10 protein-coding genes are annotated in these 11,395 nt (G+C 37.2%); 6 read left to right on the top strand and 4 right to left on the bottom strand.

Features of this window, described 5'->3' with window-relative positions; all coding sequences use genetic code 11:
* Positions 1-236: 236 nt before the first annotated feature.
* A complete protein-coding gene (locus tag R3333_RS08060) occupies positions 237-881 on the bottom strand; it encodes a DUF2064 domain-containing protein (protein ID WP_318958277.1) in 645 nt (214 codons plus the stop codon).
* 239 nt (positions 882-1,120) lie between these two features.
* Between R3333_RS08060 and R3333_RS08055 the strand changes: the two genes are divergently transcribed.
* Positions 1,121-1,993: a helix-turn-helix transcriptional regulator gene (locus tag R3333_RS08055; RefSeq protein ID WP_318958276.1), complete on the top strand. Its 873-nt coding sequence runs from the start codon at positions 1,121-1,123 to the stop codon at positions 1,991-1,993.
* 74 nt (positions 1,994-2,067) lie between these two features.
* Here R3333_RS08055 and R3333_RS08050 read toward each other — a convergent pair whose 3' ends face one another.
* Genes R3333_RS08050 through R3333_RS08040 form a run of 3 tightly spaced genes read right to left on the bottom strand, consistent with a single transcriptional unit; the run spans position 2,068 to position 7,666 of the window.
* Positions 2,068-3,450 (bottom strand): efflux transporter outer membrane subunit, encoded by a 1,383-nt coding sequence (locus R3333_RS08050; protein WP_318958275.1) that lies wholly within the window; start codon positions 3,448-3,450, stop codon positions 2,068-2,070.
* On the bottom strand, positions 3,450-6,566 hold the full coding sequence (locus R3333_RS08045; protein ID WP_318958274.1) for an efflux RND transporter permease subunit: 3,117 nt from the start codon (positions 6,564-6,566) through the stop codon (positions 3,450-3,452). Before R3333_RS08045 ends, R3333_RS08050 begins: the two co-directional genes overlap by 1 nt.
* Before the next feature lie 2 nt (positions 6,567-6,568).
* Positions 6,569-7,666, bottom strand: coding sequence for an efflux RND transporter periplasmic adaptor subunit (locus R3333_RS08040; protein WP_318958273.1), 1,098 nt, complete (start codon positions 7,664-7,666; stop codon positions 6,569-6,571).
* 212 nt (positions 7,667-7,878) lie between these two features.
* On the opposite strand from R3333_RS08040, the gene R3333_RS08035 reads away from it, so the two are divergent.
* The 5 genes from R3333_RS08035 to R3333_RS08015 all read left to right on the top strand — a co-directional run.
* On the top strand, positions 7,879-8,682 hold the full coding sequence (locus R3333_RS08035; RefSeq protein WP_318958272.1) for a helix-turn-helix domain-containing protein: 804 nt from the start codon (positions 7,879-7,881) through the stop codon (positions 8,680-8,682).
* A 49-nt stretch (positions 8,683-8,731) separates the two neighbouring features.
* Positions 8,732-9,349 carry a hypothetical protein gene (locus R3333_RS08030; protein ID WP_318958271.1) on the top strand — a complete coding sequence of 206 codons (618 nt, stop codon included), beginning with the start codon at positions 8,732-8,734 and terminating at the stop codon, positions 9,347-9,349.
* A gap of 301 nt (positions 9,350-9,650) precedes the next feature.
* A complete protein-coding gene (locus R3333_RS08025) occupies positions 9,651-10,367 on the top strand; it encodes a pirin family protein (protein ID WP_318958278.1) in 717 nt (238 codons plus the stop codon).
* 14 nt (positions 10,368-10,381) lie between these two features.
* Entirely contained in the window at positions 10,382-10,909 is a 528-nt protein-coding gene (locus R3333_RS08020; RefSeq protein WP_318958270.1) for a YceI family protein, read from the top strand.
* A 188-nt stretch (positions 10,910-11,097) separates the two neighbouring features.
* A partial coding sequence (locus R3333_RS08015) for a hypothetical protein (protein WP_318958269.1) occupies positions 11,098-11,395 on the top strand: 298 nt, incomplete at its 3' end.

Here is an 11,395-nt window from a genome sequence, read left to right as displayed (position 1 = left end):
CCTGTAATATCAGTTCTTACTTTTGTGCTTGTATTTTTTATCCCAACGGTAACGAAAGGCAAAGGCTCTTGCGTTTCCATGTCTTTTATTATCCCTTCTATAGTATTTTGTGACCACAACGTAGAGCCATAAAAAATGCTGAGAAGAATGAGTAGAGTTTTCTTCATAATGTTTGTTTTTCTTCAGTGGTAAATCCACTAAAATCATAAGTAATCGTTTTTTTCTTTAGTACGTGTTTAGTAACAAAACCTTATCGGTGGACCGCGATAGCCCTCACCTTGAAGATAAAACTCATACTCAGTTTCAATATCTCGGGTAACATTATCGAACTGACGTTCAATAAGTTTTAAGAAAAACTGACCATAGCATGTAAGTAAGGAAAGATTTTTAATATTTCTAAAAAACAGTCTTGTTTCAGATGGCGTGTTAAGTTCAAAAAACTCATGTTGGAGAAAACAATATTTTTGATTCTCAATTTCTGTATAAAGAGATTCTAGCAAATTAGAAGATTGCCATTGGACATGATGAAAATTGAATTGCTGAAAACCAGATTTCGTGAGTCCTAAAAAGGCAATTCCTCCTGTATTTGTTTTAGCACTTACAAAATCATTAGAATCTAACAGACCGGCTACCTCTTGAATTAAATTAGTATTGATTTCTGGAACGTCATTACCTAAGCAAATAACGCGCTCATATCCTTTTGTAAAAAGTTCTGTAAACCCCTGCTTGAATTTTTGTACAAAGCTGCCCTGTTTACAATTACCGCTGAAAAAAACTGGGAATTCCGTATGTTTTACTTCAAACCTAATTTTTTGATTCAATAGACGGACCAAAGCTTTACTCTTAGAATAGTCATGCAAAAAGAACTGCTTTTTCTGCAATTCCTCTGACTCTGAGCGAGTAAAGATGAGTACGGCTGTTGATTTGTTTGGGCTCACAGATTTGTTTTTAAGAATTTACGCTGTTTACATGACTTTGGATTTTTTCAACTACTTTTTTCTAAAGTAAAAAATAGAATCTTGAAATAAAACTTAACTTTTAGAAGTATGCATACAAATGAACAATGTGTAGGAAAGAATGTTTCGAACATATTGTATTTTTAAGGTGCATTTGAAACATCATGATTAAAACCTATAAACACATAGAAGACGAAAGAGAAGACATCTACTTTAAAATTGTAAGAATGTCTGAACTTGCCGATCGCAACAATGGTCAAAAAGAGGAAGCTCACCGCCATGATTATTATACGGTATTAGTTGTGAACAAAGCTCAGGGCACCCACAAAATTGACTTTGTAGATTATACTTTAGCGGAGAACCAAATTTACTGTGTGAGTCCCGGACAAGTTCATCAGGTGATAGAAGAAGAGCAGTCAGAAGGATTTGTACTACTGTTTTCGAATGATTTTTTGGTTAGAAATAACATCCCCTTTCGCTTTATAGAAGATTTGAATTTGTTTCGAAATTTTGGAGAAACACCGCCAGTTACCCTCGATACACTCAACATGATGCGTGTGAACAGTTTGTGTGAGTTATTGATTGATTACCAAAACAGATCCATGAAGTTCCATTCTGAGGCGCAAAGTTCTTTTTTAAAACTAATACTTATAGAGTGCAATAACGCATGTGAGTTTCCAGCTTACCAACACACTCAAGGCGTAGAGGTAGGTAACAGTTTATTAAAAAACTTTAAAAATTTGGTGAACCAACATTACAAAGAAATACATACCGTAAATACCTATGCAGACAAGATGAATATAACGGCAGACCACCTCAACAGAACGATCAAACATCTAACGGGTAAAACTGCCAAAGATCATCTGGATGCAAGAATTACCTTGGCCGCCAAGAGGCTTTTGTATTTTTCTACAATGAGTTTAAAGGAAATTGCCTTTGAGATTGGTTTTAACGAACCTGCACATTTTAGTAGTTATTTCAAAAAGATTTCCGGTCAAAGTCCTTCTAGTTATAGAAAATCCATGCAAAAAAAATAAAGAGGTTTGCCTCCCTGAGGGCTATGTAAAACTAAGAACTTCTAACTCTAATTGAGGGAAGCAAACCTAAACTTTTATTTCCATCCACCACCTAAAGATCTGTAGACCTCAATAAGTGATAAATACTTCTCTAGTTGCACATCTATTTGAGAAAGTTGTGCATTTAAAAATTGTTGTTCTGCCGTAAGTACTACGGTATAATTCACTTTGCCGTATGCGAGCAATTCTTCATTCATACGAACTGCTTTTTCTAAGGCATTAACTTGTTTACTTGCATGGGTGATTTTCTCTGTGGCCATCTCAAAATTGAAAAGGGCATCAGATACTTCTCTACCCGCATTTAAGAAGGCATATTTGTAATTGTACACTGCAATTTTCTGGGCTGCAAGTTGCTTCTCTAGATTCGCTCGATTTAGGCGTTGATTGAAAAGTGGTTGCACCAAACCTCCCGCCAGATTAGCGAAAAAGGAAGTTGGATCGAACAATTCTGCAGGGTTGTTGCTTACAAAACCTCCTCTACCTGTTAGGGTAACCGAAGGGTAAAATTGTGCCCTAGCTACATGTATTTGTTCGTAAGCACTGCGTAACTGCCATTCCGCTTGCATCACATCGGGTCTATTACCGAGTAACAAGGCAGAAACACCTTGTGTAAAGTTATAGTTCAATGATTGTCCGCTCAACGCACCTCTTTCTATCTTACCTGGCGTTCGCATTAACAATACACTCAGGGCATTTTCTGTAGATCGAATAGCCTGCTTAAGTTGTGGAATTATAAGTTGAGCAGCTGCCAAGTTAGCTTCAGCCTGTTGAACATCTGCCTCTGTAACCATCGATGCCTCTTTTAAAGCCTTCAAGGTCTCTAAATAAGCTGCGCGCTTTTCTACTGTAGTTTCAGACAATTCCAACTGCGCATCATACGCCAATAATTGATAATAACTACCACTCACATCTGCAATCAGTCTTGTTTTAACTGCATTTAAAAAATGTTGATTTGCAAATAAATCGGCCAAGGCAGAACGTTTTGCAGCCCTGTATTTCCCCCAAATGTCTATCTCCCAACTTGCACTCAAATAAACTGAGTATTGCTGCTGAGCAAAACCTGTGGCTGGGGAAATTGTATTCGCCAACTTTGATTGCGTAGCTGTACTATTAAGTGTTGCACTTGGCAATTGAGCACCTTTACGTTGCATCAACATGGCTTCGGCGCTCTTAATGTTTTGAATGGCGATGTTCACATTCACATTGCTGTCCAAAGCCTCTTGAATCAATGCATTCAATTGTGCATCTTTATAAAGCTCATCCCACTGCACATCCGCAAATGAACTTGAGTCTGTTGCGTTATTTTCACGTATTGCCTCTAATTCTTTGTAATTAGGCATGTCGTAATCCTTACTCAGGTTACATGCCTGTAAAAATGCAGCAATTGCTATGAATCCTATTAATTTATTGATTTTCATTATGCTTCAATTTCTTTAGGCGTTCCTGTAATTTTCTCTTGTAAATACTGGAACATGACAAATAATATTGGAATAACTAACACCCCTAACAAAGTTCCTAATAACATCCCTCCAATGGCACCTGTTGCAATAGATTTATTCCCTATAGCTCCTGCACCTGTTGATAATATTAAGGGAACCAAACCAAAGATGAAGGCAAAAGAGGTCATGATAATCGGACGTAAACGTGCCTTAGCACCTGTAATTGCCGACTCAACTAAACCAACTCCACTTCTCCTACGCTGGAGCGCAAATTCCACAATCAGTATGGCATTTTTAGCCAACAGTCCAATCAACATAATCAAAGATATTTGCAAATAGATATTATTATTTACTCCTAAGAAGTACGCTAGAATGAAACTTCCTGCTAACCCTACTGGTAAGGATAATATTACCGCCAAAGGCAAGATGTAACTTTCGTACTGAGCCGATAATAAGAAGTAGACAAAGATTACACACAACATAAAGATGTATACAGATTGTCCACCTGAACTCAACTCCTCACGCGTAGCGCCTGAATAATCATAACTGTACCCTGGAGGAAGCTTCTTTGCTTCTTCTGATATTGCTTGAATAGCATCTCCAGATGAGTAACCTTCGTTGGGTGCACCTTGAATATTAACAGCGGTATACAAGTTGAATCTTTTAATAGCTTCTGGTCCATACACTTTATCCAAAGAAATGAACTCCTTTATTGGGGCCATTTCTCCCTTTTTGTTACGGACATAGATTTGATCCAGCGTTTCTATATTCTTTCTATAATCTACATCAGATTGAACCATGATACGGTATTGCTTACCAAAACGGTTAAAATTAGAAGCATATACTCCACCGTAATACCCTTGCATGGCACTCATGATGTCTTTTACCGTTAAGCCCGACTCCATTGCCTTTGGAACATTAACAGACAATAAAAACTGTGGGTAAGATGTTTTAAAAGAGGTGGTTGCATATTGAATTTCTTCACGTGCATTCAAGTTTCCAATGAATTCTTGTGTAACAGCACTTAACTCATCAATAGACTTACCTGTTCTATCTTGTAACTCAACGGTAAATCCTGAACTAAATCCAAAACCTCTAATCGTTGGTGCAGGGAAAAAGATAACCTGAGCATCTGTAACCCCTCCTACTTTGGCCCATAACTCACCTAAAATTTCATCTAAATCTCTATCTCTTTCACCCCAAGGATCTAACTTGATAATTACCATTCCGTATGCACTTCCTTGACCATTGATAATGGAATTACCTGCCATTTTCAAGGTGTTTTTAACGCCTACGACATCCTGTACTATACTATCTACCTTGGTCGCAATTTCCTCACTCCTCTCCAGAGAAGATGAAGGAGGTAAAGTAATATCACAGAAGATTGTACCCGTATCTTCTTTGGGAACGAAACCTGTTGGAGTTGTTTTCACTAACCCAACCAAAATCACCGTAAAGGTCAAGATAATACCGATTGGTATCCATTTGTTCTTCGTAAAGAAGCGCAATGCTTTACCATATCTATTGGTCAAGTTATCAAAAGAAGCATTGAAGGCCGTGTAGAAACGACTCAATAACTTTTTCTTCTTTCCTTCCTCATTATGTGACTTTAGGAAAATAGCACACAATGCTGGACTCAAGGTTAGGGCGTTTACCGCAGAAATAATTATGGCAATTGCCAGGGTGATACCAAATTGCTTATAGAACACTCCTGCCGAACCAGAAATGAAAGTCACCGGTACGAAAACCGCCGCCATCACTAAGGTAATCGAAATAATCGCCCCTGAAATCTCATCCATTGCATTGAGCGTAGCCTCTTTCGCCCCCTGGTGCGTCTCTTCCATTTTAGCGTGCACGGCCTCCACCACAACGATGGCATCATCCACAACAATACCAATAGCCAAAACCAAAGCAAATAGCGTAAGTAAATTCAAACTAAAACCAAAAAGGTTTAGGAAAAAGAAAGTACCAATGATGGCTACCGGAACGGCAATTGCTGGTATTAGGGTAGATCTAAAATCTTGTAAGAAAAGGAAAACAACAATAAATACTAAAACGAAGGCTTCTAATAAGGTTGAGATTACCTTAGAAATTGATTCATCTAAGAAATCGTTCGCATTTACCAACTCTGCATATTTTATTCCCTCCGGAAAATAAGCTGAAGCTTCATCCAATACCTCCAAACAATTATCGATCACCTCTTGTGCGTTTGAGCCGGCTGTTTGGGCCACTGCAATACCTGCTGCCAAGTGTCCATTGAAACGGAAAGTTCTAGTATAATTCTGAGAACCTAACTCAACGCGGGCTACATCTTTTAACAGCAAGATTTGACCCTTATCGTCATATTTTAAAACGATATCATCAAACTGTTTTTCCGTCTTGAGTTTCCCCGTATAGCGAATGACATATTGAAAAGATTGATCTCCATTCTGACCAAATTGCCCAGGAGCCGCTTCAACATTCTGTTCAGACAGGGCTTTAAATACATCGTCGGGTACCAGACCATAAGCTTTCATTTTGTCCGGCTTCAACCAAATTCTCATGGAGTAATTTTGCTCACCAAAAGCTCGGGCACTACCTACTCCGTTCACCCTTTTAATAGCGGGTATTAAATTGATTTCTGCATAGTTTTGAACAAAAACTTCGTCAAAATCTTCACTTTCACTATACAATGCAAAAATCAATATATTATCACTTTGCTGCTTACTGGTCGTTACTCCAGATTGGGTAACTTCTTGTGGCAATAAACTGGTAGCTCTCGATACGCGGTTTTGCACGTTTACCGCTGCCAAATCTGGATCTGTACCTTGTTCAAAGTAAATTTTTATGGTTGCCGTACCATTATTGGTGGCAGAGGAAGTCATGTAGGTCATGTTCTCCACCCCATTGATTTGCTCTTCTAAAGGAACCACTACTGAATTCAATACTACATCTGCACTGGCACCCGGATAGCTTGCTGTTACTTGAACAGTAGGCGGAGCAATTTCTGGATATTGAGAAACGGGTAAATCCATTAAGCCCAATATTCCTAGAATTACGATCAATATTGATATCACCGTAGATAATACGGGTCTTTGTATAAACTTTTGAAACATCTTTAATCTGCTTTTTCTGGATTAATTTCCATTCCGGCTTTTAAACCGTTAATACCACTCACAACAATTTCATCTCCTTCTTTCAGTCCTTCTTCTACTACGAATTGCTGACCATCATCTGTAGGCGTTACTTTTATTAATTGGGTTTGCACTTTATTGTCATTTTGAACCACATAAACAAATCGCTTGTTTTGCACCTCGAAGGTTGCAGCTTGCGGAATTAATATGACATTCTCTCTAAGCTCCTCAATATTAATGGTACCACTACCACCACTTTTCAGCAATAAATCAGGATTTGGGAAAGTAGCACGCATGACTATCGACCCCGTGGATTTATCAATAATTCCACTTACAGCGTCTAAGGTGCCGGTATTAGGGTAAGCCTTTCCATTCGCTAATATTAACTCTACATGTTTTGAACTATCAACTTTGAAATCACTAGAATAGTCGAGATAAGCTTTTTCATTGACAGAAAAATAAGCTCTAACCTCAGAATTATTGGCCAAAATGGTAATTGGATGGGTACTTGTTGGACTCACCAAACTCCCTTTTCTGTAGGCTATTGTTCCAATAACACCATCACTTGGTGCGGTAATTCTACTATAGTCTATATTGGTTTGCATGTTTTTAACATTGGCTTGAGCTTCCACCAAAGCCGCTTCGGCTGAAGCCACGGAGTATTCAGCTTGCGTCAACTCAAACTCTCCTACAACTCCTTTCTCTACCAAAGGTTTTAAACGAAGCACCTCATTATTTGCAGATTGAACAGCAGCCTCTGCCACCTTAACCTTCGCCTTTGCTGAAAGAACCTGTTGTTCAAAATTGTCGGCATTAACTTTAAAAAGAAGTTGTCCTTTTTTAACGCGCTGCCCTTCATCTACGTAAATATCTTCAAGGTATCCTTGAATTCTAGGTCTTATCTCAACAATTTCCTTCCCTTCAATACTCACTGGATAGCTTTGATGTAATCTTGTATGTTGTAAAGTCAGACTTTGCACGGGAACAGCTATTGGTCCTCCCCCGCCTTTCTCTTGCGCTTTTTCTCCACAAGCACTCATCAAAAAAGCCAGAGCTCCGGCAATAGTTAGAATACGAATCATATTTCTTAGTTTATTGAGCAAAATTTTTATGCAAAATTACATTGAGTGACCAGGTTTTATTTTATACTTTAGCTTCAATTATTTATACTATTTGAACATTTAATAAAAGTATCATTTAGTTGACATTCTTTCATTCGCAACTAAAAACAGATGTTTTAGAACCATTTGAAAATTTCATCTCAAAAGTTATAATTTATACAATTCAGAACCTTATGCTCCATAACTTAGTAGAACTAAAGGATATCAATGCATGTTATGCACAACGTACTCAGCATTATGATAGACATGACTGTTCCGAAATTTTATGGATCAATTCTATGGATGAAGGAAGTGCAATTCGCGTAGATAGCGATGAGTTTCGAGAACTTAATTATCAGTTTCTGTTGATAGGAAAAAATCAATATGTTGAGCTCAACGGAACAGCCAAGGGCTTATCACTTTGTTTCAAGAATGAGTTTTTTAGAATGGGTGAATTTAGTACGCTGAGAGCTTTATTTTCTCCTTTCGTTAATATCCCCATTCAAGCTCAAGAGGAGGACATTGAAATGCTCGACTCCTTTCTTAGGCTTTTTCAATTAGAAATATCAGGTTCAAACTACCAGCCCATCCTGGTTTCTTTATTGGTGGGTTTGTTAAATAAAATATACCTGCTTAGACCTATAGAAGAAGCGAGGTATAAACGTTCGAGACGCTTAGAAAAGCTCATTGATCTGGTAGAAGAAAACTATACGAAAAATAGACAGACTACTTTTTACGCTAAAGAATTAGGAATCACTCCTAAAAGATTAAATGAAATCCTTAAAGAACGTATAGGTGTAACGCTCAATCAGTTTATAGCAAATATCATCATATTAGAGGCTAAAAGAAGATTGGTCCTAGTAGACAAAAACGTCCATGATATCTCCTTTGAATTAGGCTTTAAAGAACAAGCGTATTTTAGTCGTTTTTTTAAAAAGCATACGGGCCAATCTCCCTCTGAATACATACGTTCCACCTATCGCTTAAGCAGTCCTTAATTTGTATTATTAGTCGATTACAATTACTTTCGCAACAAATTAACGACGCATGAAAACAGTACTACTTTGGGCAGGGATTTCTGGACTTTTTTTAAGTTCAGCAAGTACTTCTTACTTCAACTTACCCAAAGTTGAATTGACCAAAGTAAATTCTAACTTCCTTATCAAGTATATGGAAAATAGATTACAGGTTTTTCATGATAGTATACCAGCCTATCAATTGGGTGTAAAAGTAGATGGCAAAATAATCAACCCATATGGGGGTAGTTTTACACACAAACCAAAACTTGAAGACTCTGTTCTTTTTGTGGTTGAACATAAGAACACCGGGAAAATACTTTTTAAACGAAAATTCTTGTGCATTTATAAAAGTGGTATTGCTAATTTCACGAATGCCTCAGAATTTCAGAACGATGCAAGTTTCAATTTCATTCTTAACAGAGATGCACAACGTTTCTTAACACGTGGTGTTGCTAATCACTTTGAGCTGCACGCGGATAATGTTATTCCAAAGAACCTGAGTTTTGAAACCGAAAACTTGGAAGTTACTTGGATGAATGACTCCATTCTTTCTATAACAGCACTTAAAGAAGGTAAAGCAACATTGACCATTACACATGATGGTGAATTCGTAACTAAAAAGGAGTTTCCTGTAAAGGCAAAATAAGTCTACTCCTACTCCAGCATTGCACATTTCCCACCTTTTTTTCACTCCAAATCTTACAGATATCGGATTTTTATAAGTTTATGTCGCTTTTAAATAGTTACCCGGGTAAATACTATTTGTAAATTTGTCCCAACAAAGGGAAACAATGAAAAGAGATAAGTTTTTAAAAGGAGTTTTTGGTATAGGATTATTAGGTGCTGTACAAGGGTCTTCTAAAAGTTTGGCGAAAGACAGTTCTGAGGCTGAAACTTCCTTAAAAATTGAAGGCTTTAACCACATCCCTGCAAAGGAGGAAAAAAAAATGAATACAATTTTGCACAAAGCGGAAACAAGAGGCTTGGCCAATCATGGATGGTTATTATCTAGGCACACCTTTAGTTTTGCCAATTACTATAATCCTGAACGCATGAATTTCGGAGTTCTTCGCGTACTCAATGACGATTTAATTGCTAAAGGAACTGGTTTTCCCAAACACCCGCACGACAATATGGAAATTGTTTCTATTCCCTTAAAAGGAAATTTGGAACACCAGGATAGCATGGGAAACACAGCCATCATTAAGGAAGGTGATATCCAAGTGATGAGTGCAGGTACAGGCGTAATGCACAGTGAATACAATCAAAGTAAAGATGAGGAATGCTCTTTCTTACAAATTTGGGTAATTCCTAACAAGCGCAACGTTGAACCAAGGTATGATCAAGTAAACATATCAGATTTGATTGAGGAAAATACTTTCAGTCAAATACTCTCCCCTTCTCCGGAAGATCAAGGAGTTTGGATACATCAAAATGCGTGGTTTCACATTGGAAGTTTTGAAGAAAATAAGACCTCTACCTACACCCTAAAAGATAAGACGAATGGAGTTTACCTCTTTTTACTGGAAGGTGAAATTCTTATAAACGATGATATCACACTGAGTAAAAGAGATGGACTTGGAATAAAAGATATAGAAGAATTTAAAATAAAAACGAATAAACAAAGTAAGGTACTGGTAATGGAAGTGCCCGAATTAAATTAAAAAACAAAGACAAGATGGAAACAATGACTAAAACAGTTTGGGCTGTTGACCCAACGCACACAGACGTAATTTTTAAAGTGAAACACATGATGATTTCAACAGTTACGGGACATTTTTCTTCGTTCACTGGTTCAGTAAGCGCCAATGAAGAAAACTTCTCTGACATGGAATTAACAGCGGAAATAGACATCAATTCTATTCACACAAAAAACGAAGATCGTGATGCTCACTTGAAATCTGCCGACTTTTTTGACGCAGAACAATACCCAAAAATGACCTTTACTTCTAAATCATTCGATGGAGAAAAATTAGTAGGTGATTTAACGATAAAAGATGTTACCAAAGAAATTACTTTGAACATTGAGCACAATGGTACAGCTGTAGATCCATACGGTCAGACGAAAGCAGGTTTCGAAATTACAGGAGCGATTAACAGAAAAGAATTCGGACTTTCTTGGAATGCAGTAACAGAAGCTGGGAATGTAGTTGTATCCGACAAAATAAAATTACAAATTGAAGCACAATTTGTTAAACAAGCATAATATAAGACTTGTTAATTCATTAAAAAGAGAGTTTATTAAACTCTCTTTTTTTGTTTTACGACGTTCGTCTGAAAATTTTGTCGATTCAACAGATTTCTTGGGTATCTTATTTTTTTTACTCTATATTTAACAATTCAACCTTATCAACAGCTAAACTATGATTACATCAAGTATTTGTTTTTAGCTTTATGAGATTAACAACTTTTTTCTTACTTCTTACGCTATTGATTTCCTGTACGAATCAAAACATTGAACATATTCATGTTGGATTCATTGGCCCTCAAACCGTTAGAGCTACCAATCTAGGGATAGCACCAGGGAAGGCTATGGAACTTGCCATTAAGCAGTACAACAATTCAAGAAATGAAGATGAACCCGAAATAATCCTCCATTTAGGGGATGATCAATGGGACGAAAGCAGATCAGTACCGTTATACAATAAACTGAGAACAAACTACGATGTAGATGCTATTTTCATCAGTAATT

This window comes from Lishizhenia sp., assembly GCF_033720595.1.
Taxonomy (GTDB): domain Bacteria; phylum Bacteroidota; class Bacteroidia; order Flavobacteriales_D; family Crocinitomicaceae; genus Lishizhenia.
Note: the sequence above shows the minus strand (reverse complement) of the source record. Positions and strands in the feature narration are given on the sequence as shown.

Excerpts from the sequence above, each read along its gene's own strand:
- R3333_RS08055 (WP_318958276.1), top strand. The coding sequence starts at position 1,121 with ATGATTAAAACCTATAAACACATAGAAGACGAAAGAGAAGACATCTAC.
- R3333_RS08050 (WP_318958275.1), bottom strand. The coding sequence starts at position 3,450 with ATGAAAATCAATAAATTAATAGGATTCATAGCAATTGCTGCATTTTTA.
- R3333_RS08045 (WP_318958274.1), bottom strand. The coding sequence starts at position 6,566 with ATGTTTCAAAAGTTTATACAAAGACCCGTATTATCTACGGTGATATCA.
- R3333_RS08040 (WP_318958273.1), bottom strand. The coding sequence starts at position 7,666 with ATGATTCGTATTCTAACTATTGCCGGAGCTCTGGCTTTTTTGATGAGT.
- R3333_RS08035 (WP_318958272.1), top strand. The coding sequence starts at position 7,879 with ATGCTCCATAACTTAGTAGAACTAAAGGATATCAATGCATGTTATGCA.
- R3333_RS08030 (WP_318958271.1), top strand. The coding sequence starts at position 8,732 with ATGAAAACAGTACTACTTTGGGCAGGGATTTCTGGACTTTTTTTAAGT.
- R3333_RS08025 (WP_318958278.1), top strand. The coding sequence starts at position 9,651 with ATGAATACAATTTTGCACAAAGCGGAAACAAGAGGCTTGGCCAATCAT.
- R3333_RS08020 (WP_318958270.1), top strand. The coding sequence starts at position 10,382 with ATGGAAACAATGACTAAAACAGTTTGGGCTGTTGACCCAACGCACACA.